Annotated in this window: 26 protein-coding genes and 1 pseudogene; 19 read left to right on the top strand and 8 right to left on the bottom strand. The window is 73.0% G+C overall.

Annotated elements, in window-relative coordinates; all coding sequences use genetic code 11:
- Window positions 1-515 precede the first annotated feature (515 nt).
- Window positions 516-1,346, top strand: a complete 831-nt coding sequence (locus tag OIE49_RS08235; RefSeq protein WP_326801747.1) for a hypothetical protein — start codon at window positions 516-518, stop codon at window positions 1,344-1,346.
- An 8-nt stretch (window positions 1,347-1,354) separates the two neighbouring features.
- Window positions 1,355-2,554 (top strand): type VII secretion-associated serine protease mycosin, encoded by a 1,200-nt coding sequence (gene mycP, locus OIE49_RS08230; protein ID WP_326806172.1) that lies wholly within the window; start codon window positions 1,355-1,357, stop codon window positions 2,552-2,554.
- Between the two features lie 28 nt (window positions 2,555-2,582).
- Here mycP and OIE49_RS08225 read toward each other — a convergent pair whose 3' ends face one another.
- Window positions 2,583-3,284 (bottom strand): hypothetical protein, encoded by a 702-nt coding sequence (locus tag OIE49_RS08225; RefSeq protein WP_326801746.1) that lies wholly within the window; start codon window positions 3,282-3,284, stop codon window positions 2,583-2,585.
- Between the two features lie 173 nt (window positions 3,285-3,457).
- Between OIE49_RS08225 and OIE49_RS08220 the strand changes: the two genes are divergently transcribed.
- Window positions 3,458-4,210 carry an SseB family protein gene (locus OIE49_RS08220; protein WP_326801745.1) on the top strand — a complete coding sequence of 251 codons (753 nt, stop codon included), beginning with the start codon at window positions 3,458-3,460 and terminating at the stop codon, window positions 4,208-4,210.
- Window positions 4,211-4,257: 47 nt separating this feature from the next.
- On the opposite strand, the gene OIE49_RS08215 is transcribed toward OIE49_RS08220, so the two are convergent.
- Window positions 4,258-4,626, bottom strand: a complete 369-nt coding sequence (locus OIE49_RS08215) for a DUF1844 domain-containing protein (protein WP_100567787.1) — start codon at window positions 4,624-4,626, stop codon at window positions 4,258-4,260.
- 379 nt (window positions 4,627-5,005) lie between these two features.
- Here OIE49_RS08215 and infC point away from each other — a divergent pair.
- The 9 genes and pseudogenes from infC (at window position 5,006) to OIE49_RS08170 (ending at window position 14,980) form a co-directional block, all read left to right on the top strand.
- Window positions 5,006-5,705: pseudogene (gene infC / locus OIE49_RS08210) on the top strand (translation initiation factor IF-3).
- A gap of 108 nt (window positions 5,706-5,813) precedes the next feature.
- Window positions 5,814-6,008 carry a 50S ribosomal protein L35 gene (gene rpmI / locus OIE49_RS08205; RefSeq protein WP_007829094.1) on the top strand — a complete coding sequence of 65 codons (195 nt, stop codon included), beginning with the start codon at window positions 5,814-5,816 and terminating at the stop codon, window positions 6,006-6,008.
- 114 nt (window positions 6,009-6,122) lie between these two features.
- A complete protein-coding gene (gene rplT, locus OIE49_RS08200) occupies window positions 6,123-6,506 on the top strand; it encodes a 50S ribosomal protein L20 (RefSeq protein WP_004002577.1) in 384 nt (127 codons plus the stop codon).
- 162 nt (window positions 6,507-6,668) lie between these two features.
- The gene (locus OIE49_RS08195) at window positions 6,669-7,532 is read left to right on the top strand and encodes a TrmH family RNA methyltransferase (protein WP_326801744.1); all 864 of its coding nucleotides are present in this window, start codon (window positions 6,669-6,671) and stop codon (window positions 7,530-7,532) included.
- 50 nt (window positions 7,533-7,582) lie between these two features.
- A complete protein-coding gene (locus OIE49_RS08190) occupies window positions 7,583-8,728 on the top strand; it encodes a sensor histidine kinase (protein WP_326801743.1) in 1,146 nt (381 codons plus the stop codon).
- A 158-nt stretch (window positions 8,729-8,886) separates the two neighbouring features.
- Complete coding sequence (gene pheS / locus OIE49_RS08185) at window positions 8,887-10,008, top strand: phenylalanine--tRNA ligase subunit alpha (RefSeq protein WP_326801742.1); 1,122 nt, start codon at window positions 8,887-8,889, stop codon at window positions 10,006-10,008.
- Window positions 10,008-12,521 (top strand): phenylalanine--tRNA ligase subunit beta, encoded by a 2,514-nt coding sequence (pheT, locus tag OIE49_RS08180; RefSeq protein ID WP_326801741.1) that lies wholly within the window; start codon window positions 10,008-10,010, stop codon window positions 12,519-12,521. Before pheS ends, pheT begins: the two co-directional genes overlap by 1 nt.
- Before the next feature lie 477 nt (window positions 12,522-12,998).
- Window positions 12,999-14,339, top strand: a complete 1,341-nt coding sequence (locus OIE49_RS08175; protein ID WP_326801740.1) for a transcriptional regulator — start codon at window positions 12,999-13,001, stop codon at window positions 14,337-14,339.
- Between the two features lie 95 nt (window positions 14,340-14,434).
- Window positions 14,435-14,980 (top strand): NUDIX domain-containing protein, encoded by a 546-nt coding sequence (locus tag OIE49_RS08170; RefSeq protein WP_100567794.1) that lies wholly within the window; start codon window positions 14,435-14,437, stop codon window positions 14,978-14,980.
- A gap of 18 nt (window positions 14,981-14,998) precedes the next feature.
- On the opposite strand, the gene OIE49_RS08165 is transcribed toward OIE49_RS08170, so the two are convergent.
- Together OIE49_RS08165 and OIE49_RS08160 are read right to left on the bottom strand one after the other, a co-directional pair.
- Complete coding sequence (locus tag OIE49_RS08165) at window positions 14,999-15,256, bottom strand: hypothetical protein (protein WP_100567795.1); 258 nt, start codon at window positions 15,254-15,256, stop codon at window positions 14,999-15,001.
- Window positions 15,257-15,438: 182 nt separating this feature from the next.
- Complete coding sequence (locus OIE49_RS08160) at window positions 15,439-16,311, bottom strand: 3-hydroxybutyryl-CoA dehydrogenase (RefSeq protein WP_326801739.1); 873 nt, start codon at window positions 16,309-16,311, stop codon at window positions 15,439-15,441.
- A gap of 171 nt (window positions 16,312-16,482) precedes the next feature.
- Here OIE49_RS08160 and OIE49_RS08155 point away from each other — a divergent pair, with 171 nt between their 5' ends.
- Window positions 16,483-17,727 (top strand): glycoside hydrolase family 10 protein, encoded by a 1,245-nt coding sequence (locus tag OIE49_RS08155; RefSeq protein WP_326801738.1) that lies wholly within the window; start codon window positions 16,483-16,485, stop codon window positions 17,725-17,727.
- A 1-nt stretch (window position 17,728) separates the two neighbouring features.
- Here the strand turns inward: OIE49_RS08155 and OIE49_RS08150 are convergent, their stop codons facing one another.
- Window positions 17,729-17,929, bottom strand: a complete 201-nt coding sequence (locus OIE49_RS08150) for a DUF1918 domain-containing protein (protein WP_326801737.1) — start codon at window positions 17,927-17,929, stop codon at window positions 17,729-17,731.
- 143 nt (window positions 17,930-18,072) lie between these two features.
- The gene (locus OIE49_RS08145; RefSeq protein WP_326801736.1) at window positions 18,073-18,987 is read right to left on the bottom strand and encodes a DMT family transporter; all 915 of its coding nucleotides are present in this window, start codon (window positions 18,985-18,987) and stop codon (window positions 18,073-18,075) included.
- Here OIE49_RS08145 and OIE49_RS08140 point away from each other — a divergent pair.
- Entirely contained in the window at window positions 18,986-20,431 is a 1,446-nt protein-coding gene (locus OIE49_RS08140) for an aminotransferase-like domain-containing protein (RefSeq protein WP_326801735.1), read from the top strand. The two genes, OIE49_RS08145 and OIE49_RS08140, sit on opposite strands and share 2 nt — an antisense overlap.
- 43 nt (window positions 20,432-20,474) lie before the next feature.
- Here OIE49_RS08140 and OIE49_RS08135 read toward each other — a convergent pair whose 3' ends face one another.
- Entirely contained in the window at window positions 20,475-20,936 is a 462-nt protein-coding gene (locus OIE49_RS08135) for a DUF6314 family protein (protein ID WP_326806170.1), read from the bottom strand.
- Between the two features lie 91 nt (window positions 20,937-21,027).
- Between OIE49_RS08135 and argC the strand changes: the two genes are divergently transcribed.
- The 5 genes from argC to OIE49_RS08110 all read left to right on the top strand — a co-directional run bounded on the left by argC (window position 21,028) and on the right by OIE49_RS08110 (window position 26,061).
- Window positions 21,028-22,056: an N-acetyl-gamma-glutamyl-phosphate reductase gene (argC, locus tag OIE49_RS08130; RefSeq protein ID WP_326801734.1), complete on the top strand. Its 1,029-nt coding sequence runs from the start codon at window positions 21,028-21,030 to the stop codon at window positions 22,054-22,056.
- A complete protein-coding gene (argJ, locus tag OIE49_RS08125) occupies window positions 22,053-23,204 on the top strand; it encodes a bifunctional glutamate N-acetyltransferase/amino-acid acetyltransferase ArgJ (protein ID WP_326801733.1) in 1,152 nt (383 codons plus the stop codon). The genes argC and argJ overlap by 4 nt, the downstream gene beginning before the upstream one ends.
- Window positions 23,205-23,367: 163 nt before the next feature.
- A complete protein-coding gene (gene argB / locus OIE49_RS08120; protein WP_326801732.1) occupies window positions 23,368-24,297 on the top strand; it encodes an acetylglutamate kinase in 930 nt (309 codons plus the stop codon).
- Window positions 24,298-24,317: 20 nt separating this feature from the next.
- Window positions 24,318-25,502 (top strand): acetylornithine transaminase, encoded by a 1,185-nt coding sequence (locus tag OIE49_RS08115; RefSeq protein WP_326806169.1) that lies wholly within the window; start codon window positions 24,318-24,320, stop codon window positions 25,500-25,502.
- Between the two features lie 19 nt (window positions 25,503-25,521).
- Window positions 25,522-26,061, top strand: coding sequence for an arginine repressor (locus OIE49_RS08110; protein WP_100567805.1), 540 nt, complete (start codon window positions 25,522-25,524; stop codon window positions 26,059-26,061).
- Window positions 26,062-26,085: 24 nt separating this feature from the next.
- Here OIE49_RS08110 and OIE49_RS08105 read toward each other — a convergent pair whose 3' ends face one another.
- On the bottom strand, window positions 26,086-26,823 hold the full coding sequence (locus tag OIE49_RS08105; protein WP_326806168.1) for an FAD:protein FMN transferase: 738 nt from the start codon (window positions 26,821-26,823) through the stop codon (window positions 26,086-26,088).
- Window positions 26,824-26,861: the final 38 nt, after the last annotated feature.

Genomic DNA, 26,861 nt, shown 5'->3' with positions numbered 1-26,861 from the left:
GGGCGTCCGCCGACACCCGGGGCGGCGTCGCGGGCCGTTCCGCGGGCGCGTCGACGACGCACGGGCCCGGCCCTTCGGGTGGGCGGGGCTCTGCCGACGACGCGTCAGGGAGTGCGGGCACCGGGGCCGGGAGGGCCACCACTCGCTTCCCCGGTGAGCCGGCGATCGCCGGCCGGCGCGAAGACGGGAACATACCCCCGCGTCCAGGACATCGCCCCTCGACGGCGGTGCGCGGCAGCGGCGTGCCCGTCGAGAGCGTGTCGGAGACGACCAGGCGTCTGCGCCCCGTCCCCCTCCACAACCCGGCGCCGAGCGCACCGCCCCGCCCGACGACGCCTCCGTCCGCACGTGACCCCAGGCCGGACGCCGCCTTCGGTGCCTCGCCGCTCGGCGGGGCGGCGAGCACGAGCCGGGCGCGACCGACCGCTGCCTACCTGAGCGCCCCCGCCGCGACACCCCCGCGTGCCACGGGTACCGCTCCCGTACCCGACCCGGCGTTGTCCTGGAGCGCGGCCATGGCGCCGGCGACGGGACTCGGCATGGGGTTCGGGGAGCCGGAGGCGTACGACCGGAGGACCCGGGCGACCGGCGCGCTGATACGGCCGCGGGTCGCCGTCGCCGCCGCCTGCATGGTGCTGGGGCTCGGGCTCACCGGCGGCGCCGTGACCGGCAGCTGGCTCACCGGGGAGCCGGGGAAGTCCGGTGCGGCGGGCGGCTTCGCCACGGCGGGCGCCATGTGGCACAGCGTCCCCGTCGACCAGCTCTTCCCGCCCACCGTGGACGGCCACGGCGCCGGACCCGGCGGAGCCGCCCGCACCTGGACCCGCGTCGCCGTCGCCCCGGACAGCGGCTGCGCGGGCGCCTTCGACCCGCTGCTGCGCAAGGCCCTCGCCCCCGTCGGCTGCGCCCGCCTGCTGCGTGCCACCTACACGGACGCCACCCAGAGCCACGTCACCACCGTGGGCCTGCTCTTCACCAAGGCCGACGCCCCCGCCATGACCTCCCTCGCCGCCCGCTTCGAGAACGAGGGGCTCGCCCGGCGCACCGACCACGTGCCGCGCCCGTATGCCGCCAAGGGCACCGTCGCCGCGGCCTTCGGCGACAAGCAGCGCGCGTCATGGACCGTCTCCGTACTGACCGAGGCCCCGGTGGTCGTCTACGCCGTCTCCGGCTGGGCCGACGGCCGCGCCGCCGGCCCCCCGGAGCCCGCCGCCGACGCGACACGGTCGGGAGCCACCACCGCCGCCGCCCAGGCAGGCCTCGGCAACGAGGCCCAGGGTCTCGCCGACCGCATCGGACGGGGCCTGCGCCAGACCGTCAAGTCCGCCACGGAGGAGCCCTCGTGACAGCCGCCGTGACGCCCGGGAACCGCAGGCCGCGCAGGACGCTCGCGGTCGGCGTCCCGAGCGTGTTCCTCGCCGCCTGCCTCGCCCTCGTGCCGTCCGCCGTCGCGCACGCCGACAGCATCCGGGCCCAGCAGTGGGGCCTCGAGGCCATGCACACCCAGGAGGCCTGGCGCACCACCCAGGGCAAGGGCATCACCGTCGCCGTCCTGGACACCGGCGTCGACGACGACCACCCCGATCTGCGCGGCAACGTCCTGCCCGGCAAGGACATGATCGGCTTCGGCGCGCGGCGCGGCGACCGGCCCTGGGCCCGCCACGGCACCGCCATGGCCGGCATCATCGCCGGGCACGGCCACGGCCCCGGCAACGCGGACGGCGTCCTCGGCATCGCGCCCGAGGCCAGGATCCTGCCCGTGCGGGTGATCCTGGAGGAGGACGACTCCGCCCGCGGCAAGGCCCGCAGCAGCCGGGGCAACGCCCTCGCCGAGGGCATCCGCTGGGCCACCGACCACGGCGCCGACGTCATCAACCTCTCCCTCGGCGACGACTCGGACTCCGCGCACCCCGAACCCGCCGAGGACGAGGCCGTCCAGTACGCGCTGAGCAAGGGCGCCGTCGTCGTCGCCTCGGCCGGCAACGGCGGCGAGAAGGGCGACCACATCTCCTACCCGGCGGCCTACCCGGGCGTGATCGCCGCGACCGCCGTGGACCGCTACGGCACCCGCGCCTCCTTCTCCACCCGCCGCTGGTACGCGACGGTCAGCGCGCCCGGCGTCGACGTCGTCATCGCCGACCCCGACCAGCGGTACTACGAGGGCTGGGGCACGAGCGCCGCCTCCGCCTTCGTCTCCGGCGCCGTCGCCCTCGTCAAGGCCGCCCACCCCGGCCTGACCCCCGCCCAGATCAAGAAGCTCCTGGAGGACACGGCCCGCAACGCCCCCACCGGCGGCCGTGACGACTCCCGCGGCTTCGGCATGATCGACCCCGCCGCCGCCATCAGGGCCGCGGGCCGCCTCAAGCCCGAGGGCCTGACCGCGGCGTCCTACGACGAGCGCTACTTCGGCCCCGGCCCCGACTCCGCCGAGTCGTCCGCCGCCGCCTCGGGCTGGGCGGGCCCCCTCGCGGGCGGTGCCGGGGGAGTGATGCTGGTCGTGGCGATCGTCCTGTGGCGCGGCCGCCGCGAGGACGGAAGCGGCTTCCGGCTGTAGAGCCCGGGGTCCCGGCCATGGCCGGGGATCACGCCCTCCGGCCGTACGCCGACACCGCCGACCGGGCCGACTCCTCCACCAGGGCGATGCCCTGCTCCTTCGTCGGGTTGCCGCTGGACAGGGCGGCCACCAGGTATTCGTCGCCGCCGGCCGTCACCCGCCCGATGCTGTTGACGACCCACAGACCGGTCGCGTCACGCGGCATCCAGCCGTTCTTCAGGGCCCACCCGGAGTCGTCGGCGGCGGCCGACACACCCCAGTCCTGGCCCGGGACGATCCGCCCCATGAGCCCCTGAACGTACGTCCGCGAGGCCCCGCTCAGCTCCGAGCGGGCGCCGAACACCTGCTCCAGCAGCGCGAGCTGATCGGCGGCCGTGGTGCGGGTCAGACCCCACAGCGGACCGTCGCCGCCGCTGGTCCGGGTGAGTCCGAACCGCTCGTTCGCCGCGTTCAGGCCGTCGGCGCCGCCGATCTCCCGCCACAGCGCCGACGCCGAGTCGTTGCAGCTGCTCTCGATCATCGCGGCCGCGTACGTCCGCTCCCGCGCGGTCAGCCGCCGCCCCGTGTCCTGGGCCCGCAGCAGCAGGGCCGCCAGGATGTCGACCTTGACGATACTCGCCGTGTCGAACACGGCGTCGCCGCACTCGGCGCTCACCCCGGAGCCGAGGTGGCGAACCGCCACCGCCACGGTCGCGCTCCCGGTCACCGACACCGACACCGGTACCGACATCGGCCTCGGCACCGGACCCGACCCTCCGCCCACCGTCTCCACCGTCCGCCTCCCCGCACCCGGCCCGTCCGCCGCCGCCGACGATACGGGGCCCGAACGTCCCTCACAGCCGTTCCGCACATGGGCCAGGGGACCCTGAGAGAGCGGGCACCGTCCCGGATAGGGTCGGCATCGTGGCGATGAAGAACATTCCCGACTCCGGCTTCTCCGACGACGACGGCTCCGCCGACCCCGGGCTCAGCACGGCGCTCACCGCCTGGGCCGCGGACCGCACCGCCCTGGGACCCGTCCTGGAGGCGCTCAGGAGCGCACGGCTGCTCGTGCCCGTGGTGGCCGTCCTCGGCGAGGTCGAGGAGGACGAGAACGGGCTGCGCCGGGAGAAGACCAGCGAGATGGCCGTCCCCACCCTCAAGGCCGGGCACCGCACCGCCCTGCCCGCCTTCACCTCCACCGACGCCCTGGCCCGCTGGGAGCCGGACGCCCGGCCCGTGGCCGTACGGCTGCACCAGGTCCTGGAGGCCGCCGCACACGAGAAGGCGGACACGGTGGTGCTGGACATGGCAGGCCCGGTGCCGTTCGAGCTGACCGGACCCGCCCTGCTCGCCCTCGCCGAGGGCCGTACGACGACCGACCCGCTGGCCGACCCGGCCGTCGTCACCGCGGTGCGGGAGGCCGTCGCCGCGGAGCCCGCCGTGCTGCGCGCCCACCTCGGGCGGGGGCGGGCCGACGGAACCCTGGCGCTGGTGCTCGACCCGTCCGTCCCCACTGCCCCCGCCGAGGCCGCCCGCGCCGTCGCCGAGCGGCTCGCCGCCAGCGAGACACTGAGGGCCCGCCTGGTGCGCGGCCTCGACCTGGCACTGCTGCCGGCCGGGGCGACGCCGCCCGGCGAGCCCTTGTACGTGAAGAAGCGGGGATCCGCTGCGTGACGCAGCGGTGACCGGATGAGTCAGGATCCGGGGACCGGCGGGAGCGGTCAGCCGTAGATCGGCCCGGTGTACTTCTCGCCCGGGCCCTGACCCGGCTCGTCCGGGACGACGGAGGCCTCGCGGAAGGCCAGCTGCAGCGACTTCAGGCCGTCGCGCAGCGGTGCCGCGTGGAAGGAGCTGATCTCGGTGGCGCTCGCGTCCAGCAGGCCCGCGAGCGCGCCGACCAGCTTGCGCGCCTCGTCCAGGTCCTTGTACTTGTCGCCCTCCTCGGTCAGACCGAGCTTCACGGCGGCGGCGCTCATCAGGTTGACGGCGACCGTCACGATCACCTCGACCGCCGGCACCTCCGCGATGTCGCGGGTCATGGCGTCGAAGTCGGGCTGCTCGGCGGGGCCGGAGGGGGAGGTCTCACTCATGCCCCACACGATAGGTGCAGGACGGGGGCGTTCCGGCAGCGAGGCCCGGACAGCTTGAATTAGCCCTTCCCCATCGATCCTGCTAACCTTGTGTGACGACCGGCTGGACGTGTATGCCCAAGGTGAAAGCCAAGGCATACGGGCCCGGCCCACAAGTGGAGGCTTCGAACTCCCACCTGACCGCCCTCAGGGCGGCGGGTCACCGGTCAGACGGTCCCGTCCCAGCGGCGGTGATCCGTCCGAAGTGCGCCCCGCGGCCATCGCGGCGGTCGTTCCGGTAGTTCGAGGAGCCCCGCCTGTGATCGTCCGGGGCATTTTTCGTGCTTCGGCGCGGTTAGGTCTGTCGAACACAGAGTACGCGGCCGTCCGCCAGACCGCCGTGTGGTGCTAACCGAGGAGGATCCATCAGCGCCGAGCCCCGCATCAACGACCGGATTCGCGTTCCCGAGGTGCGACTTGTCGGTCCCAGTGGCGAGCAGGTCGGCATCGTGCCGCTCGCGAAGGCACTGGAGCTTGCGCAGGAGTACGACCTGGACCTGGTCGAGGTCGCGGCGAACGCCCGTCCGCCCGTCTGCAAGCTCATGGACTACGGGAAGTTCAAGTACGAGTCGGCCATGAAGGCCCGTGAGGCGCGCAAGAACCAGGCGCACACGGTCATCAAGGAGATGAAGCTCCGGCCGAAGATCGACCCGCACGACTACGACACCAAGAAGGGTCACGTCGTCCGGTTCCTCAAGCAGGGCGACAAGGTCAAGATCACGATCATGTTCCGTGGTCGCGAGCAGTCCCGGCCCGAGCTGGGCTACCGGCTGCTGCAGCGGCTCGCGGAGGACGTCCAGGACCTCGGCTTCGTTGAGTCGAACCCGAAGCAGGACGGCCGCAACATGATCATGGTTCTCGGTCCGCACAAGAAGAAGACCGAGGCGATGGCCGAGGCCCGCCAGGCGCAGGAGGCCCGCAAGGCCGACGCGAAGGCCAACCCGGGCCGCTCGCAGAACGCCGCAGACGCCGCGGACGTCGCGGACGCCGCGGACGTCGCGGACGCCGAGGCGCCGGCCGAGGAGCACGCCGAGGCGTGACCCCCGGGACCACCCGGTCCCAGGACGTAACCGATACAGCGACGCTCCACCGTGCCCGGTTCTCGCGACCGGGCATCGGAGCGCCACCTACGAGGAGAGAACGGCGCTATGCCGAAGAACAAGTCGCACAGCGGTGCCAGCAAGCGCTTCAAGGTCACCGGCTCCGGCAAGGTGCTCCGTGAGCGCGCCGGCAAGCGCCACCTGCTCGAGCACAAGTCGTCCCGTCTGACGCGTCGCCTCACCGGCAACGCCGAGATGGCCCCGGGCGACGCCAAGAAGATCAAGAAGCTTCTCGGCAAGTGACACGGCGGCGCGTGATCGCCCCGCGATCCCCGCGCCCCGTACGTCAGAACCGGGACCCAATCGTTTCCGGGCCGTGTGAGGACACCCACGGCCCCGCTACAAGGAGTTAATCAAGTGGCACGCGTCAAGCGGGCAGTAAACGCCCACAAGAAGCGCCGGGCGATCCTCGAGCAGGCCTCCGGCTACCGCGGTCAGCGTTCGCGCCTGTACCGCAAGGCCAAGGAGCAGGTCACCCACTCGCTGGTCTACAACTACAACGACCGCAAGAAGCGCAAGGGCGACTTCCGTCAGCTGTGGATCCAGCGCATCAACGCCGCTGCCCGCGCCAACGGCATCACGTACAACCGCTTCATCCAGGGTCTGAAGGCCGCGAACGTCGAGGTCGACCGCAAGATCCTGGCCGAGCTGGCCGTCAACGACGCCGGCGCGTTCGCCGCGCTCGTCGAGGTCGCTCAGAAGGCCCTGCCGAGCGACGTCAACGCGCCCAAGGCAGCGTGACGCGGCGCCGGCCCGGCCGGTGCGATCCATACGGACCCGTGGGCTCTGCCTGCGGGTCCGTCGTATGTGCGCCGTGCGGTGACCGAGGCATGTCCGCACCGCCCGGGACCGCCGGCTGATCGCCGCCGCGGCGGAACGTTCCTACCGAAGGTGAAGCTCTCCATGGCCCCCGCCACCCCTGACCTGATCTCCCCCCGCTCGCCCCGCGTCTCGGCAGCGCGGCGGCTGGCCAAGCGGAACTTCCGGGGCAAGGAGCGGCTGTTCCTCGCGGAGGGGCCGCAGGCCGTTCGGGAGGCGGCGGCGCACCGGGCCGGCGACACGCCCACCCTCGTCGAACTGTTCGCCACGGTCGAGGCCGCCGAACGGTACGCCGACATCGTGGGCGAGGCCCGTGCCGCGGGGGCCCGGATCCACCTCGCCGCCGACGACGTCATCGCCGACATCTCCACCACCGTCACCCCGCAGGGACTCGTCGGCGTCTGCCGGTTCCTCGACACCCCCTTCGAGGACATCGTCGCGGCCCGCCCGAAGCTCGTCGCCGTCCTCGCCCATGTGCGCGACCCCGGAAACGCCGGCACCGTCCTGCGCTGCGCCGACGCCGCCGGAGCCGAGGCCGTCGTCCTCACGGACGCCTCCGTCGACCTCTACAACCCCAAGGCCGTCCGGGCCTCCGTCGGCTCCCTCTTCCACCTGCCCGTGGCCGTCGGCGTCCCCGTCGAGCGGGCCGTCGCCGCGCTCAGGGACGCCGGGGTGCGCATCCTCGCCGCCGACGGCGCGGGCGAGGACGACCTGGACGACGAGCTCGACCACGGCACCATGGGCGGCCCCACCGCCTGGGTGTTCGGCAACGAGGCCTGGGGCCTGCCGGAGGACACCCGCGCCCTCGCCGACGCCGTCGTACGGGTCCCGATCCACGGAAAGGCCGAGAGCCTGAACCTCGCGACCGCCGCCGCCGTATGTCTGTACGCGTCGGCCCGTGCGCAGCGCGGCTCCGGAGGATGCCGCTCCGCCACCCGCAACCAGTAGGGTGACCAGCCCGGGGGCCTGCTGCACCGGCTGAGAGGTGGGGTGAGGGGATGAGTGTCGGCACCGGTCGCGCGCCCGGAGCGCGGGACGCGAGACGACGACCCGCGCCCCGGCAGGACGATCCCGCCGGCCTCGGCATCGACCCCGACGACCTGCCCGACGGACTGGTGATCGCCGACGAGCACGGGCGGATCATCTGCTTCAACGCCGCCGCCGCCCGGATCAGTGCCGTACCCGCCGATCAGGCCCTGGGGCAGCCCCTGGAGGAGGCCCTGCCCCTGGAGGACCTGGAGGGGCGCCGCTGGTGGCAGCTCACCGACCCCTACGGAGGCCTCGCCATCCGGGTGGGCCAGCCCGAACGCAACCTCCTGCTGCACGGCGGCCGGGAGGTCCTCGTCTGCGCGAAGTACGTCCGCACCCACCCCACCGGCCCGGTCCGCCGCGTCGTCGTCTCCCTGCGCGACACCGAGGCCCGCCGCCGCACCGAGCGCAGCCACGCCGAGCTGATCGCCACCGTCGCGCACGAGCTGCGCTCGCCGCTGACCTCCGTCAAGGGCTTCACGGCGACCCTGCTCGCCAAGTGGGAGCGGTTCACCGACGACCAGAAGCGGCTGATGCTGGAGACCGTCGACGCCGACGCCGACCGCGTCACCCGGCTCATCGCCGAACTGCTCGACATATCCCGCATCGACTCCGGCCGGCTCGAGGTGCGCCGCCAGCCCGTCGACATGGGCGCCGCCGTCGGACGGCACGTCCAGGCGTACGTCGCCGCCGGCCAGCCGGCCGACCGGTTCCTGGTGCGGATCGAGAAGCCGCTGCCCGAGCTGTGGGCCGACCCCGACAAGATCGACCAGGTGCTGAGCAACCTCGTGGAAAATGCCGTGCGGCACGGCGAGGGATCCGTCACCATCGATGTCACACCGGCGCCGTCCCCACGCGAGGGGGACGACGCGGGGAACACCGCCACGTCGGTCACGGTGAGCGACGAGGGGCCCGGCATCCCGGAGGAGTCCATGAACCGTGTCTTCACCCGCTTCTGGCGGGGCAGCAAGCGCGGCGGCACCGGTCTCGGGCTCTACATCGTCAAGGGCATCGTCGAGGCACACGGCGGCAGCATCGCGGTCGGCCGCGCCCGAGGGGGCGGCGCGGAGATCCGATTCACCCTGCCCGTGGGCACCCCGGCGCACCTGCTCTGAGCACCCGCCGAGGCCCCACGGGCGCATTCGCTTTCCCCGGCCCCGTTAGACTCGGCCTTTGGCACCTTTGTGTCCCGAGAACCGTGACGATCTGTCCGCGAGTCGGTGCGAGTCGGTGTCGGGGACCTCCAGCCAGCCAATCGGAAGCACGGGAAGAGATGTCGGCACCCAATAAGTCGTACGACCCTGTCGAGGTCGAGACGTTGAAACCGGAAGAGATCGAGCGCATGCGGGACGAGGCGCTCGCCGCCTTCGCCGCCGCGGACTCCCTCGACGCGCTCCACGAGGCAAAGGTCGCCCACACCGGCCCCGCCTCCCCGCTCTCCCTCGCCAACCGCGAGATCGGCGCCCTGCCCCCGCACGCCAAGGCGGACGCCGGCAAGCGGGTGGGCATGGCCCGCGGCGCGGTGAACAAGGCCCTCGCCGGCCGCCAGAGCGAGCTCGAGGCGGAGCGTGACGCCCGCGTGCTGGTCGAGGAGGACGTCGACGTCACGCTGCCGTACGCCCGCGTACCGGCCGGCGCCCGCCACCCGCTGACCACGCTCTCGGAGCGCATCGAGGACGTCTTCGTGGCCATGGGCTACGAGGTCGCCGAGGGACCGCAGGCCGAGGCCGAGTGGTTCAACTTCGACGCCCTGAACATCGGCCCGGACCACCCGGCCCGCGGCGAGCAGGACACCTTCTTCGTGAAGGGCCCCGACGGCGGCAGCGAGTCCGGTGTCGTCCTGCGTACCCACACCTCGCCCGTGCAGATCCGCTCCCTGCTCGAACGCGAGCTGCCGGTCTACGTGATCTGCCCCGGCCGCGTCTACCGCACCGACGAGCTGGACGCCACCCACACGCCCGTCTTCCACCAGGTCGAGCTGCTCGCCGTGGACGAGGGCCTGACCATGGCCGACCTCAAGGGCACCCTGGACCACATGGTGCAGTCCCTGTTCGGCGAGGGCATGAAGACCCGGCTGCGGCCGAACTTCTTCCCCTTCACCGAGCCGTCCGCCGAGATGGACATGGTGTGCTACGTCTGCCGCGGCGAGTCGGTGGGCAACCCCGACCGCCCCTGCCGCACCTGCTCCTCCGAGGGCTGGATCGAGCTGGGCGGCTGCGGCATGGTCAACCCCAAGGTGCTGACCGCCTGCGGCGTCGACCCGGAGAAGTACAGCGGGTTCGCCTTCGGGTTCGGCATCGAGCGGATGGCGATGTTCCGCCACAACGTCGAGGACATGCGAGACATGGTCGAAGGTGACGTCCGGTTCACCCGGCCGTTCGGGATGGAGATCTGATGCGGATCCCGCTTTCTTGGCTGCGGGAGTACGTCGACCTGCCGGCGACGGAGACCGGGCGCGACGTCCAGGCCAAGCTCATTTCGGCCGGCCTGGAGGTCGAGACCGTCGAACAGCTCGGCGCCGACCTCAAGGGGCCGCTCGTCGTCGGCCAGGTGCTGACCATCGAGGAGCTGGAGGGCTTCAAGAAGCCGATCCGCTTCTGCACCGTCGACGTCGGGCAGGCCAACGGGACCGGCGAGCCGCAGGAGATCGTCTGCGGCGCCCGCAACTTCGCCGTCGGCGACAAGGTCGTCGTGGTGCTGCCCGGCGCCACGCTGCCCGGCGGCTTCTCCATCGCCGCCCGCAAGACCTACGGCAAGACCTCGCACGGCATGATCTGCTCCAGCGACGAGCTGGGCATGGGCGACGACGGCACCAAGGGCATCATCGTGCTGCCGCCGGAGACCGAGGCCGGCAAGGACGCCATCGAGTTGCTCGAGCTGGTCGACGAGGTCCTCGACATCGCCGTCACCGCCAACCGCGGCGACTGCCTGTCCCTGCGCGGTGTCGCCCGCGAGACCGCCATCGCCTACGGCCTGCCGCTGCGCGACCCCGCCCTGCTCGACGTACCGGCGCCGAACGCTTTCGGCTACGCCGTGCGGATCGACGAGCCGCACGGCTGCGACCGCTTCACCGCGCGCACCGTCTCCGGTCTCGACCCCGAGGCGCGCTCCCCGATCTGGCTCCAGCGCCGCCTCCAGAAGGCCGGGATGCGCCCCATCTCGCTCGCCGTCGACATCACCAACTACGTGATGCTGGAACTCGGCCAGCCGCTGCACGCCTACGACCGCAAGCTGGTCCAGGGCACGATCGGCGTGCGCCGGGCCGAGGAGGGCGAGAAGTTCACCACCCTCGACGGCGCCAAGCGCACGCTGCACGCCGAGGACCTGGTCATCACCGACGAGCGCGGCCCCATCGGCCTCGCCGGTGTGATGGGCGGCGCCAACACCGAGATCGCGGATCACGCGGACACCGAGAACGCGACCACCGAGGTCGTCATCGAGGCCGCGCACTTCGACCAGGTCTCCATCGCGCGCACCGCCCGCCGCCACAAGCTGTCCTCGGAGGCCTCCCGCCGCTTCGAGCGGGGCGTCGACCCTCAGGCCGCCTCCGCCGCGGCCCAGCGCACGGTGGACCTGCTGGTCCTGCTCGCGGGCGGCACCGCCGACGCCGGTGTCACCGAGGTCGCCGCGCCCGCGGCTCCGCGCACGATCACCGTGCCGGCCGACCACCCCGACAAGGTCGCCGGAGTCCTTTACGGCCGCGAGGCCGTCGTCCGCCGGCTCCAGCAGATCGGCTGCCAGGTGGAGGGCCAGGACGAGCTATCCGTCACCGTCCCGTCCTGGCGGCCCGACCTGACGGACCCCAACGACCTGGCCGAAGAGGTCATCCGCCTGGAGGGCTACGAGAACCTGCCCTCCACGCTGCCCCGGCTCCCCTCGGCCCGCGGCCTCACCCACCGCCAGCGGGTGCACCGCCGGGTCGGCCGCGCGCTGGCCGGCGCGGGCTACGTCGAGGCGCCGACCTACCCGTTCGTCGGCGAGCAGGTCTTCGACCAGCTCGGCCTGGAGTCCGGCGACCCCGCTCGCCGCGTGGTCCGGCTGGTCAACCCGCTCAACGACGAGGAGCCCGCGCTGCGCACCACGCTGCTGCCGGGCCTGCTCGGCGCGCTGCGCCGCAACGACGGCCGCGGCAGCCACGACCTCGCCCTCTTCGAGACCGGCCTGGTCTTCCACCCGCGCGCGGAGCAGCGGGTCGCCGCCCAGCCGCCCGTCGACCGGCGTCCCACCGACGAGGAGATCGCCGAGCTGAACGCGGCGCTGCCCGAGCAGCCGCGCCATGTGGCCGTGGTCCTCGCAGGCGCCCGTGAGCAGACCGGCTGGTGGGGCAAGGGCCGCCCGGCCGACTGGGCCGACGCGGTCGAGGCCGCGCGGACCGTGGCCCGTGAGACCGGTGCCGAACTCGTCGTCCGCAAGGGCCAGTACGGCCCGTGGCACCCGGGCCGCTGCGCCGAGCTCGCGGTCGTCGTGGACGGCACCGAGCGGGTCGTGGGCCACGCGGGCGAACTGCACCCGCGCGTGGTCAAGGCGCTCGGCCTGCCCGAGCGCGCCTGCGCGATGGAGCTGAACCTGGACGTGCTGGAGCAGGCCGGCGACGACACCCCGCGGGCGCCGGGCATCTCCACGTTCCCGGTCGCCACGCAGGACGTCGCCCTCGTCGTCGACAGGCCGGTCCCGGCCGCCGACGTCGAGGCCGCGCTGCGCGAGGGTGCCGGTGAACTGCTCGAGTCCATCCGGCTGTTCGACCTCTACGAGAACGCCGAGCAGCTCGGTGAGGGCCGCAAGTCCCTCGCCTACGCGCTGCGCTTCCGCGCGCCGGACCGCACGCTGACCGTGGACGAGGCTTCCGCGGCCCGCGACGCGGCGGTGGCGCTGGCCGCTGAGCGCACGGGGGCGGAGCTGCGGAGCTAGTTCCTGCGGAGCTGGTCCCGGGAAGTGTGGGGGACTGCGAGTCCGTCACCGACCGCGGGTGGTTGGTGGCTGGTCGCGCAGTTCCCCGCGCCCCTTTTTGGGCGGGGCTGGGTTGACGAGGCGGACCGGTGGAGTGAGTCCGTTGTCGGCCGCGGGTGGTTGGTGGCTGGTCGCGCAGTTCCCCGCGCCCCTTTGTGAGTCGGCCTTGGTCGGCAGGGCGGCCTTGCGCTGCCCGCGGCCGGCAAAGCAACCGTGGCCCCGAGGTGTTGGCCGCAGCGGAGCGGCGCCGTGCCGGGCCGCCGTGCTGTTCGAGGGGGAGCCGGCGGCCCGGACGGCCTCTTGGAGGAGGCGGTTCAGTCAACCGGCCGGGGACTTGGCGCGACAGCGCGCGTACGGCCCGGATGCGCGTGCTCCGTTCACACCCCGTGTGAAGGCGAACGCACTACGCTGTCGCCACCGAGCCACCGGGGGGCACCCATGCAGCCCAACACACTGCTCGACGCGATCCTGGACGAGGCCGGGATCTCGAACGCGGGCCTGGCAGCGCACGTCAACCAGGAGGGGCGCGCCCGCGGACTCGCACTCCGGTACGAACACACTGCCGTGGCCCGGTGGTTGAAGGGCCAGCGGCCGCGCGGTCAGGTGCCCGACCTGATCTGCGAAGTGCTGGCGAGCCGGCTGCGACGGCCGGTCACGCTCGACGACATCGGCCTCGGCGTGCCCGGCGAGCCCTCCGCGCCGCACACCACCTCGCTGTCCGGGTTCGTCGAGCGCGCCACCGCCCTGTGGCGCTCCGACGAGCAGCAGCGCCCGCACCTCCTCGGAGCCCCCGCCGTGACCGGCACGCCCGCCGTCATGCCGGTGTGGGAGTGGGAGAACCCGCCCGAGGACGTCGACGTCTCCCGCGGTGGCCGGCACCGGGTCACCCTCTCCGACATCGAGATGCTGCGCGCCGCCCGCGCGCACTACGAGCAGATGTACCGCAAGACCGGCGGCGTCGCGACCCGCGGCCGTGTCGTGGGCTTCCTCAACGCCGAGGCCGCCCCGCTGCTGCGCGGCAGCTACACCGACGCCACCGGCCGCCAACTGCACCGCGCCACCGGGGCGTTGGTGGCGATCGTGGGCATCTGCGCCTACGACTCCGACGCGCACGGTCTGGCCCAGCGCTACTTCCACCAGGCGCTCCGGCTCGCCAAGGCCAGCGGGGACCGCGGACTTGGCGCGTATGTGATCGCGCTGCTGGTCAACCAGTCACTGTTCATGCGGGAGTTCCGTCAGGCCGTCGCCTTCGCCGAGGCCGCGCTGCGCACCGCCGGCCAGCACATCACCCCCGCGCTCGCCTCCGACCTGTACGCGATGCAGGCCAAGGCCTACGCCCACCTCGGCGACGGCACGAGCGCGCTGGCCTGCATCCGGCGCGCGGAGTCCGCCGCCGAACGCATCAGACGCGGACACGAACCCGACGAGACGGGCTACGTCCAGCCCGGCCTGGTCAACGTACAGGTGGCCGAGGCCCTGCTCAGTCTCGGCGACCTGGCCGCCGCCGAGGAGCACGCCGCGGCCGCCGTGGACAACCCCGCGCACGACCGGGGCCGGGTGCACCGGCTGGCCATGCTGAGCACGGTCGAACTGCGCCGGGGCAACGCCGACAAGGCGGTGGACACGGCGGTGCGGATGGCCGAGCAGGCCCGCGGAATGGAGTCGCAGCGGCTGCGGGACAGACTGCGCGCGGTGCGCGAGCACCTGGTGCGCAGCGGCTGCGCCGGCACGGCGGAGGCGGCCGAACTGATCGACGGGGCCCTGCGCGTACCGCTGTGACCGCGGCGCGGTGCTCCCGGAGGCTCTTCGTGCGCCTGCTGCCGGCGTGCTCCGGCTGCGATATTGCCACTGACCCGACGGAAGGTGGCAGAACCGTGCAGTGGACGAAACAGAACGAACAAACTGTGTACGCAAACCGCTGGTTCACCGTCAATCTCGCGGATGTCGAGCTCCCTGACGGCCGGCATCTCGACCACTTCCTGATACGCCTGCGGCCCGTCGCCGTGGCCACGGTGGTGAACGAGGCGGCCGAGGTCCTCCTCCTGTGGCGCCACCGCTTCATCACCGACAGCTGGGGCTGGGAGCTCGCGGCGGGTGTCGTGGAGGACGGCGAGGACATCGCGGCCGCCGCGGCCAGGGAACTGGAGGAGGAGACCGGCTGGCGGCCGGGACCCCTGCACCACCTCATGAGCGTGGAGCCGTCCAACGGACTCACCGACGCCCGGCACCACATCTACTGGTCGGACGAGGGTGAGTACGTCGGACACCCCGTGGACGACTTCGAGTCGGATCGCCGGGAGTGGGTCCCCCTCAAGCTCGTACCCGACCTGGTCGCCCGCGGCGAGGTCCCGGCCGCCAACATGGCGGCCGCGCTACTGCTCCTGCACCACCTCAGGCCGGGCCAGGACACCCGGCCCTGACCGCTGGTGGTCGCGGCACTAGCGTCCGAGGGACTGCCAGACCGCCACGACGAGGGAACCGAGAGCGGTGAGGGCGGCGACCGCGGGCAGCGGCCAGCGCGAGTGTTCCAGTGCGACGAGCCGTGTGCTCACCTCGTCCAGCTCCTTGGCGGTCTCCTCGGTGCGGTGGCTGAGCAGCGCCAGTCCGCCTTCGACGCGGGCGTAGGCCACGTCCAGCCGCCGTCGTAACTCTGCGAGTTCTCCGGGAACGGCGGGATGCTCGGGATCAGTGGTCACAGGTCCGCTCCTTTCCGTAGTCGTCTCACATCCCTTGCATGCGCATCAGGAGTCAACTCCCCTGGTGGTCCCGTGGGGAGCGTGTGTGAGCGGCATATGCGGGCCCGGAGTGCACACGGCGTGTGAATGCCGCGGGCCCGGCACCGTCTCGGTGCCGGGCCCGCGGTCGTCGCTCTGCGTGGTCAGCCGTAGGCGTAGAAGCCCGAGCCGGACTTCCGGCCCAGCCGGCCGGCGTCCACCATGCGCTGGAGCAGCGGGGGAGCGGCGTACAGCGGCTCCTTGTACTCCTCGTACATCGAGTGGGCGACCGAGGCCACCGTGTCCAGGCCGATCAGGTCCGACAGCCTCAGCGGGCCCATCGGGTGGGCACAGCCCATCTCCATGCCGTTGTCGATGTCCTCGCGGCTGGCGATGCCCGACTCGAACATCCGGATCGCCGAGAGCAGGTACGGGATCAGCAGCGCGTTCACCACGAAGCCCGAGCGGTCCTGGGCGCGGATCGCGTGCTTGCCGAGCACCTTCTCGGTGAACAGCTGCGCCCGGCTCAGCGTGCCCTCGGAGGTGGTGAGCGCCGGGATCAGCTCGACGAGCTGCTGCACCGGGGCGGGGTTGAAGAAGTGGATGCCGATCACCTGGTCGGGCCGCGCGGTGGCGACGGCCAGCCTCACCAGAGGGATGGAGGAGGTGTTGGAGGCCAGGATCGCGTCCGGCCGGGTCACCACCTGGTCCAGGACCTGGAAGATCTCGGTCTTGACCTGCTCGTTCTCCACCACGGCCTCGATCACCAGATCGCGGTCGGAGAACTCTCCGAGGTCGGTGGTGAAGCTCAGCCGGGCCTGCGTGGCGTCCCGCTCCGCCTCGCTGATCTTGCCGCGCTCGGCCGCCTTGGCCAGGGAGTTGAACAGCCGGGTACGGCCGATCTCCAGGGCCTCGCCGGTGGTCTCGGCGGCCTTCACCTCCAGGCCGGCCCGGGCGCACACCTCGGCGATGCCCGCACCCATCTGGCCGCAGCCCACCACTCCGACGCGTGCAATGTCTCCCGAAATGCCGGTCACATCGTCCCTTTCGCAGTTCCTACGGCTGTGGCAGGCGGCCCGTTGTGCGGTGCCTGCTCCGATCGTGCACGTTACCCCCGTGGTGGCCGTGATCGGTCGTCCGGGTCGTGCATGCTGACCCGGAGAACGATCCGTGACCACGCGGATCCACGGCGTACGGGGAGTGCCCGGATGGCCCGAGTGACACGGCGGTCGTTCACCGTGGCGGCGCTGTCGACCCTGGCGGTGACCGGTGACGCGGCCACCGCGACGGTCGGCACCGGCACCGACGGGCAGGGCCGTGCCACGGTCACCGGGATGCGCGGCATGTGGCTGGCGACCGTGCGCAACCGCGACTGGCCCTCACGCCCCGGGCTGAGCGTGGCCCGCCAGCGCGGCGAGCTGACCGCGCTGCTCGACGTGGCCGTGCGGCGCCGGCTCAACACGGTGATCCTCCAGGTGCGCCCGGCGGCCGACGCGCTGTGGCCCTCGCCCCACGAGCCGTGGTCCCAGTACCTCACCGGCACACAGGGCAGGGACCCCGGCTGGGATCCGCTGGGCACGGCGGTGGCGGAGGCGCACGCCCGGGGGCTGCGGCTGCACGCCTGGTTCAACCCCTACCGGGTCGCCCTGCACGACGACCTGTCCCTGCTGGCCGCCGCGCATCCGGCCCGCAGGAATCCCGGCTGGGTGGTCCGCCACGGCGGGGGCCTCTACTACAACCCCGGGCTGCCCGAGGTCCGGGCCTTCGTGCTGCGGGCGATGCTCGACGCGGTGTCCAGGTACCCGGTCGACGGCGTCCACTTCGACGACTACTTCTACCCCTATCCGGTGGCGGGCCGGCCCTTCGACGACGACGACGCCTTCCAGCGGTACGGCGGCTCCTTCGCGAGCCGGGCCGACTGGCGGCGCGACAACATCGACCGGCTGGTCCGCGAGGCCGCCGAGGGCGTCGCCGCGGCCCGCCCCGGCACACCGTTCGGGATCAGCCCCTTCGGGGTGTGGCGCAACGCCTCCGCCGACCCGCGCGGCTCGGACACCCGGGCCGGCGTGCAGGCGTACGACGACCTGTACGCGGACACGCGCAAGTGGGTCACCGAGGGCTGGATCGACTACGTGGTGCCCCAGCTGTACTGGAACATCGGCTTCACCACCGCGGACTACGCCGTCCTGCTGCCCTGGTGGGCCGAGGCGGCGCGGGGCAGCCGTACGCAGCTGTACGTGGGCGAGGCACTCGACAGGGCCGGCGATCCCACGCAGGACGCCGCCTGGCAGGACCCGGACGAACTGTCCCGCCATCTCAGCCTCGCGGCCGGGCACCCGGAAGTGCGCGGGCACGTCTTCTTCGCCGCGAAGGAGGTCGCGGCCGACCCGTCCGGAGCGATGGCGAGGGTCGTCGCCGACCACTACCGCAGGCCGGCGCGACCCCCGCGCTGACTCAGTGGTGTTCGTAGTCCTTCCTGTGGCGGACCTGGCAGTCGGGGCCGGGTGACATCACGGCCTCGTGCCCGTCCGGGAAGCGGACGCGGTACGGCGGGTTGCCCTCCGTGCCCATGACCTCGACGATTTCGCTGATCTGGTCGTGCTGGCCGACCACCCTGCCGTGCTGGACGAGCTGGTCGCCCACGGTTGCGTGCATCTGCGGGGCCTCCTCACCATGTGCGGGAGCGGCGGTCCTTGACTTCCGAGTCCGGTCCTCGACTTCCGAGTCTACGGTGCGGAGCGCGGCCGGAACCGGTGAGCGCCGGGCCGGTGTGCGGTCGGCACCGGATGAGCGCCGGTTCAGCCGCGCGCCCGCTGGGTGACGGCGATGCAGACGAGCACGGCGACGGCCGTCACGGGGGCGGCCGCTGTGAGGTGCTCGCCGAGCAGCAGCACCGACCACACCAGTGTGAGCAGGGGTTGGGCGAGCTGCAACTGGCTCGCCTTGGGGATGCCGACGGCGGCCATGCCCCGGTACCAGACGACCAGCCCGAGGAACTGCGAGCCCGCCGCCACCCAGAGCAGCCCGGCCACGCTGTGGACGCCCAGCCGCACGGGCTCGTGCGCCAGCGCGAGCGCGGCGACGGGCACGGTGAGCGGCAGGCACAGCACCAGCGCCCAGCCGATGACCTGCCAGCCCGGCATGACGCGGGCCAGCCGGCCGCCCTCGGTGTAGCCGGCGGCGCACACCAGCAGGGCGCCGAACAGGTAGCCGTCCGCGGTGGTCAGCGCGCCGCCGCTCTGCTGCACGGTGAAGGCCACCACGGCCGCCGCGCCCGCCAGCGCCGCCGCCCAGAACGTGCGCGAGGGGCGGATGCCGAACCGCAGCGCGGAGAGCAGCGCCGTGGTGAGCGGCAGCAGGCCCACGACGACGGCGGCGTGCGCGGTGGTGGAGGTCTCCAGGGCGAGCGTGGTGAGCAGCGGGAAGCCGAGGACCACTCCGGCGGCCACGACCGCGAGGCCGGGCCAGTGCCGGCGGGCGGGCGGCGGCACGCGCAGCGCCAGCAGGCAGCCGCCCGCGAGGACGGCGGCGAGCACACTGCGCACGGCCACCAGGGACCAGGGTCCGAAGCCCTCGAGGCCCCAGGCGGTGGCCGGGAAGGTCAGGGAGAAGGCGACCACGCCGAGGGCCGCCTGCAGGGTGCCGGCACGCGGCTGGGCCGGGGCGTCCACCGCTATCGGTGTCGCTGCGGTAGCGCTACTCTGAGCTCTCATGCAACAGCGTAGCAGCGTCGCCGAACTCGCAGAACGGCTGCGACGGGAACTGGACCGCTACTCACCCGGTGGAAAGCTCCCGTCGAGCCGGGCCCTCGTCGAGCGGTACCGGGTCAGTCCGGTGACCGTCTCGCGGGCTCTGTCGCAACTGGCGGCCGAGGGCCTGGTGGTCACCCGTCCCGGCGCCGGTGCCTTCCGAGCGGCGGCGCGCGAGGCGGCCGCTCCCGCCGGGGACACCTCCTGGCAGGAGGTCGCGCTCAGCGCGGACGGCGCCGCCGATCTCGTGCCGCGCACGGTGGACGCCTCCGGCGTCACGGTGTCCCTGGCCGCCCCGCCGCCGGGCGTGATCGAGTTCAACGGGGGCTATCTGCACCCCTCGTTGCAGCCCGAGCGGGCCATGGCCGCCGCGCTGTCCAGGGCCGGCCGCCGTCCCGGGGCGTGGGGGCGGCCGCCGCTCGAGGGGCTGCCGGAACTGCGCGAGTGGTTCGCGCGGGACATCGGCGGACCGGGTGGGACGGTCACCGCCGCCGAGGTCCTGATCACCGCGGGCGGCCAGTCCGCGCTGACCACCGCCCTGCGCGCCCTGGCCCCGCCCGGCGCGCCGGTGCTGGTCGAGTCGCCCACCTACCCCGGCATGCTGGCCATCGCCCGGTCCTCCGGGCTGCGGCCGGTACCCGTGCCCGTCGACGCGGACGGGGTGAGACCGGAACTGCTCGCCGACGCGTTCCGGGCCACCGGCGCCCGCGTGTTCGTCTGCCAGCCCCTGTTCCAGAACCCCACCGGCGCCGTCCTCGCCCCCGACCGGCGCGCGCGGGTGCTGCGGACGGCCCGCGGGGCCGGCGCCTTCGTCGTCGAGGACGACTTCGTACGGCGGCTCGCGCACGAGGACGCCGGTACGCTGCCGCCCCCGCTCGTCGCCGACGACCCGGACGGGGTCGTGGTGCACGTCGGCTCGCTGACCAAGGCCACCGCGCCCAGCTTCCGGGTGAGCGCGCTGATCGCGCGCGGCCCGGTGCTGGAACGGCTGCGCGCCATCCAGGTCGTCGACACGTTCTTCGTGCCCCGGCCGTTGCAGGAGGCCGCCCTGGAACTGGTCGGCTCACCCGCCTGGCCGCGCCATCTGCGCACGCTCGCCGCGGAGTTGAGGAGCCGCCGGGAGGCGCTGGCCGGTGCGCTGCGGCAGCTCCTTCCCGAACTCGCCCTGCCCTGCGTCCCGTCCGGCGGCTACCACCTGTGGCCGCGCCTGCCCGACGGCGCGGACGAGGCCGCCGTGACCGCCGCCGCCCTGCGCGCGGGTGTCGCGCTCACCCCCGGACGCCCGTACTTCAGTGCCGAACCCCCGGCCGCCCACGTGCGGTTGAGCTTCGCCGCGGTCGGCGGCACGGCGGAGATCGCCGAGGGCGTGCGCCGCCTGCGGACGGCCTGCGCGGAGGCGCTGCCCTGACGGACACCCCGCCGGGGCACGGACCGCCGGGTCAACGGGGGTCTCAGTCCTCGCGCGCGTAGTCCGTCGTCAGCACCAGGTCCTTCGCCGGGCCGCCCACGCGCCACACCGTGCGCCAGTGCCCGGCGTCCCGGACGGTGAACTCGCCCCGGTAGAGATCCGCCGCGCACGGATGCCCGGCCAGGTGCCGCCCGGAGCGCAGGTCCAGGTCGTGGAAGGGCCGCCCGTCCGCGAAGCGCACGTCGGCCGTGCCCGGCACGCTCCCGGGCAGGAAGCGCAGCGTCCGCTCGGCGGGCCGGGCCACCCCCTGCCAGATGAACGTGCCGGACTCCCGGTGCAGCAGCCCGCCACCGTCCAGGGCGCCGAACACCGTCGTGCCGGTGAACTCCCCGGTCCCGCCGCCCGCCAGATCCCGCACCGACCGCCGAACCCGCCAGGCCCCGGCCAGGTACGCCAGCACGTCAGGCACCGGCAGGAACCCGCCCCGCGCCGCTCGCTCGCCCATGTCCACCCGCTCACGGTACGACGGCCGCCCTCGATTCCGTTGCATAAACGTGCAGCAATACGTATAGTCATGCCATCGAGGAGGAGGGTTCATGGCTGTACGTGTGGCGGTCGCCGGAGCGAGTGGGTACGCGGGCGGAGAAGCGCTGCGTCTGCTCCTGGCGCACCCCGAGACCGAGATCGGCGCCCTGACCGGGAACTCCAACGCCGGAGAGCGGCTCGGTGCCCTGCAGCCGCATCTGCTGCCCCTCGCCGACCGCGTCCTGGAGGAGACCACCCCCGAGGTCCTCGCCGGGCACGACGTCGTCTTCCTCGCCCTGCCGCACGGCCGGTCCGCCGCCGTCGCCGAGCAACTGGGCCCCGATGTCCTCGTCATCGACATGGGCGCCGACTTCCGGCTGAAGGACCCCGCCGACTGGGAGCGCTTCTACGGCTCCCCGCACGCCGGGACCTGGCCCTACGGCCTCCCCGAACTCCCCGGTGGCCGCGCCGCGCTGGCCGGTGCCCGGCGCATCGCGGTGCCCGGCTGCTACCCGACCGCCGCCTCCCTCGCCCTCTTCCCGGCCTACGCGGCCGGACTCGCCGAGAACGAGGCGGTGATCGTCGCCGCCTCCGGCACCTCCGGCGCCGGCAAGGCGGCCAAGCCGCACCTGCTCGGCTCCGAGGTCATGGGGTCCATGTCCCCCTACGGGGTCGGCGGCCTGCACCGGCACACCCCGGAGATGATCCAGAACCTCAGCGCGGCGGCGGGGGAGCACGTCACCGTGTCCTTCACCCCCACCCTCGCGCCGATGCCCCGCGGCATCCTCGCCACGTGCAGCGCCAAGGCCCGGCCCGGGGTCACCGCCGACTCCGTGCGTGCCGCGTACGAGAAGGCGTACACCGACGAGCCCTTCGTTCACCTCCTCCCCGAGGGGCGCTGGCCCGCCACCGCCTCCGTGTACGGCTCCAACGCCGTGCAGATCCAGGTGGTGCACGACCCCGCCGCGCACCGCGTCGTCGCGATCAGCGCCATCGACAACCTGACCAAGGGCACCGCGGGCGGCGCGGTGCAGAGCATGAACATCGCCCTCGGGCTTCCCGAGGACCTCGGACTTTCCACGATCGGAGTCGCACCGTGAGCGTCACGGCAGCCAAGGGGTTCCAGGCGGCGGGTATCGCCGCCGGGATCAAGGAGAACGGCAACCCGGACCTGGCCCTCGTGGTCAACACCGGGCCCCGCCGCGCCGCCGCGGGCGTCTTCACCTCCAACCGCGTCAAGGCCGCCCCGGTGCAGTGGTCCGAGCAGGTCCTCAAGGACGGCAGGCTCTCCGCGGTCGTCCTCAACTCCGGCGGCGCCAACGCCTGCACCGGCCCCAAGGGCTTCCAGGACACCCACGCCACCGCCGAGAAGGCCGCCGACGTGCTCGGCGTCGGAGCCATCGACGTCGCCGTCTGCTCCACCGGCCTGATCGGCGTCCTGCTGCCCATGGACAAGCTGCTGCCCGGCGTCGAGGCGGCCGCCGCCCGGCTCTCCGAGCACGGCGGCGAGAAGGCCGCCATCGCCATCAAGACCACCGACACCGTCCACAAGACGTCCGTGGTGACCAAGGACGGCTGGACCGTCGGCGGCATGGCCAAGGGCGCCGGCATGCTCGCCCCGGGCCTCGCCACCATGCTCGTCGTGCTCACCACGGACGCCGACCTGGAGGCCGACGCACTCGACAAGGCACTGCGCGCCGCCACCAGGGTCACCTTCGACCGGGTCGACTCCGACGGCTGCATGTCCACCAACGACACCGTGCTGCTGCTCGCCTCCGGCGCCTCCGGGGTCGGCCCGGACCACGAGGAGTTCGCGGAGGCCGTACGGGCCGTGTGCGACGACCTCGGGCAGCAGCTGATCCGGGACGCCGAGGGCGCCAGCAAGGACATCAAGGTCGAGGTGGTGGGCGCCGCGACCGAGGAGGACGCCGTGGAGGTGGGCCGCTCCATCGCCCGCAACAACCTCCTCAAGTGCGCCATCCACGGCGAGGACCCCAACTGGGGCCGCGTCCTGTCCGCCATCGGCACCACCGGGGCCGACTTCGAGCCGGACCGGCTGAACGTCGCCATCAACGGCGTCTGGGTCTGCAAGAACGGCGGCGTCGGCGAGGACCGCGAGAAGGTCGACATGCGCTACCGCGAGGTCCACGTCGTGGCGGACCTCGCGGCAGGCATCGAGTCAGCGACGATCTGGACCAATGACCTCACGGCCGACTATGTCCACGAGAACAGCGCCTACTCCTCTTGACGTGCCCGCTTGGTTGTCGCGGGTCCTCGCCGTCACCGACGAGGGTTCCTGTTTCACAGGCGAGCGCTCGTCCCGGGACGTGCCCGGCACAAGTCTTACCTCGCCTCCGCAGGCCAGCACCGCCCGCCCGGCGGCTGATCCGAGATCTTTCCGAAAGTCGGTTATGACGGTCAATCACTCAGAAGAGGGAAAGTCCCAGACCCGTAAGCACACTGCCTTGCCCAAGGCCAAGATCCTCATCGAGGCGCTGCCCTGGCTGACCCGGCACCACGGCAAGACCGTCGTCATCAAGTTCGGCGGCAACGCCATGGTGGACGAGGAGCTGAAGGCGGCCTTCGCCCAGGACGTCGTGTTCCTGCGGCACGCCGGCCTGAGGCCCGTCGTCGTGCACGGCGGCGGCCCCCAGATCAGCCGGGCACTGGACAAGCACGGCATCGTCAGCGAATTCAAGGCGGGTCTGCGGGTCACCACTGAAGAGGCCATGGACGTCGTACGGATGGTGCTGGCCGGGCAGGTGCAGCGGGAACTCGTGGGCCTGCTCAACCAGCACGGGCCGTTCGCCGTCGGCCTCACCGGCGAGGACGCGCACACCATCACCGCCACCAAGCACACCCCGGAGATCGACGGCGAGCCGGTCGACATCGGGCGGGTGGGCGAGATCACCCGTATCGACACCGGCGCGATCGAGGCGCTGCTCGCCGACGGCCGTATCCCGGTCGTCTCCTCGATCGCCCGCTCCGAGGACGACGGGCATGTCTACAACGTCAATGCTGATACGGCGGCTGCGGCACTCGCTGCGGCACTGGGCGCCGAGACCCTCATGGTCCTCACCGACGTCGAGGGCCTCTACGAGGACTGGCCGCACTCCGACGAGGTGATCAGCCGCCTGACCGCGAGCGAGCTGGAGAAGCTGCTGCCGGAGCTGTCCTCCGGGATGGTGCCGAAGATGCGGGGCTGCCTGCACGCGGTGCGCGGCGGAGTGACCACCGCCCGCGTCATCGACGGCCGGGTCCAGCACTCGATCCTGCTGGAGATCTTCACCGACGAGGGCATCGGCACGATGGTCGTGCCGGACGAACAGGGGGAGTCGTGAGCAACGAGGGCAACCAGGACGTGAGCAACCAGGCACTGGCCGCGCGCTGGCAGGGCGCGCTCATGAACAACTACGGCACCCCGCGGCTCGCCCTCGTCCGCGGCGAGGGCGCGAGGCTGTGGGACGCCGACGGCCGGGAGTACGTCGACTTCGTCGGCGGCATCGCGGTCAACGCGCTCGGCCACGCCCACCCCGCCGTCGTCGAGGCCGTCGGCCGGCAGATCGCCACCCTCGGCCACGTCTCCAACCTGTTCATCGCCGAACCGCCCGTCGCCCTGGCCGAACGGCTGCTCCAGCTCTTCGGCCGGGACGGCAAGGTGTTCTTCTGCAACTCCGGCGCCGAGGCCAACGAGGGCGCCTTCAAGATCGGCCGGCTGACGGGCCGCCCGCACATGGTCGCCACCGAGGGCGGCTTCCACGGCCGTACGATGGGCGCCCTCGCGCTCACCGGCCAGCCCGGCAAGCAGGAGCCGTTCCTGCCGCTGCCCGGCGAGGTCACCCACGTGCCCTACGGGGACGCGCGGGCCCTGGCCGCCGCGGTCACCGAGGAGACCGCCCTCGTCGTCATCGAGCCCGTCCAGGGCGAGAACGGGGTCGTGGTGCCCCCGCCCGGCTATCTGAAGGCGGCCAGGGCGATCACGGCGGCCACCGGTTCGCTGCTGGTCCTCGACGAGGTGCAGACCGGCATCGGGCGCACCGGGCACTGGTTCGAGTACCAGGCCCACGAGGGCGTCCTGCCGGACGTCGTCACGCTCGCCAAGGGCCTGGGCGGCGGGCTGCCGCTCGGCGCCACCGTCGCCTTCGGGCGTGCCGCCGACCTGCTCCGGCCCGGTCAGCACGGTACGACCTTCGGCGGCAACCCGGTCGCCTGCGCCGCCGGACTCGCGGTCCTGGACACGATCGCGGGCGAGGGACTGCTGGAGAACGTCAAGCGGCAGAGCGAGAAGCTGCGCGACGGGATCGAGTCACTGGGCCACCCACTGGTCGCCCACGTCAGGGGCGCGGGCCTGCTGCTGGGTATCGTGCTCACCGAGCCGCGCGCCCCCCAGGCGCAGCAGGCGGCTCAGGAGGCCGGTTTCCTGGTGAACGCGCCCGCCCCCGACGTCGTACGGCTGATGCCGCCGCTGAACCTCGGCGACGACGAGGTGGACGCCTTCCTCGGAGCGCTGCCCGGCGTCCTGGACGTGGCAAACGGGGACGGATGATCCGGAGAATGGGACGACGATGAGTCAGGCGCAGAACGGTCAGACCGAGGCCGGGCCGGCGGTGCCGCAGACCCGCACCGCACGCCACCGCCGGATCGTGGACATCCTCAACCGGCAACCGGTGCGCTCGCAGAGCCAGTTGGCGAAGCTGCTGGCCGACGACGGACTGAGCGTCACCCAGGCGACGCTCTCCCGCGACCTGGACGAGCTGAACGCCGTGAAGATCCGCAACACCGACGGCGACCTCATCTACGCGGTGCCCAGCGAAGGCGGTTTCCGCACTCCGCGCGCACCGCTGGGGGAGTCGGTGAAGGAGGAGCGGATGCGGCGGCTCTCGCAGGAGCTGCTGATCTCCGCGGAGGCCTCCGCGAACCTCGTGGTCCTGCGCACGCCTCCGGGTGCGGCGCAGTTCCTCGCCTCGGCCATCGACCAGGCCGAGCTGCACGACATCCTGGGGACCATCGCCGGCGACGACACGCTGCTGCTGATCAGCCGGGACCCCACTGGGGGACAGGCGCTGGCGGACCACCTGCTGAGGCTGGCCCAGAACGGTCAGTGAGCCCGGCGCGGGTCCTGCCGGTCCTCAGCCGAGACGGGCGGCGAGGCCGTGCGTGCACCTGACCTCGTCGCCCGCCGTGATCAGCAGCGCCTCCACGTCCGGCAGCGACTCCAGCCAGGCCAGCCCCTCGCGGGAGCCCATGGCGAACGCGGCCGTCGCCCAGCAGTCCGCCCAGGTCAGGCTGGGGGCGACCACGGTGACCGCGACCAGGTCGGTGACCGCCGACCTGCCGGTGCGCGGATCGACGATGTGCGCACCGCGCTCGGCCGTGCCCGATGTCGCCACCGCCAGCTCGCTGGTGCCCGCGGCGGAGACCACCGCCGCGAGTCCGCCGGGGCGCAGCGGGTCCGAGACACCCACGCGCCACGGCCGGTTCGCCTTGGGCGAGCCGAGCAACTGCACGTCCCCGCCGCCGTTGACGCTGACCCCGCTCACCCCCGCCGCCGCGATCCGCCGGGCGGCCCGTTCGGCGGCCCAGCCCTTGACGATCCCGGTCGGATCCAGGGTGCCCTCGTAGCGCAGGCTGAACCAGCCCTCGCTGACGCGTTCGGCCTCGGCGCCCAGTTCGAGCACCTCGGCGACGTCGGGGTCGCACTCCGCGACGGTGAGCTCGCCGCGCGCCAGGCGGGAGAGCTGGCTGTCGTCGCGGTAGGTGCTGAACACCTCGTCGGCGCGGTGCAGTTCGGCGACCGCCTCGTCCAGTGCCGCCGCCACCGCGTCGGACCGGCCGCCGCGCACGTCGAAGGAGAAGACGGTCCCCATGACCTCCTCCGCGTGCCGCACCGCGGCGGGACTCCCGG

Origin of the sequence: Streptomyces sp. NBC_01788, assembly GCF_035917575.1 — a bacterium.
Taxonomy (GTDB): domain Bacteria; phylum Actinomycetota; class Actinomycetes; order Streptomycetales; family Streptomycetaceae; genus Streptomyces.
This window is presented reverse-complemented; position numbering and strand designations above follow the sequence as displayed.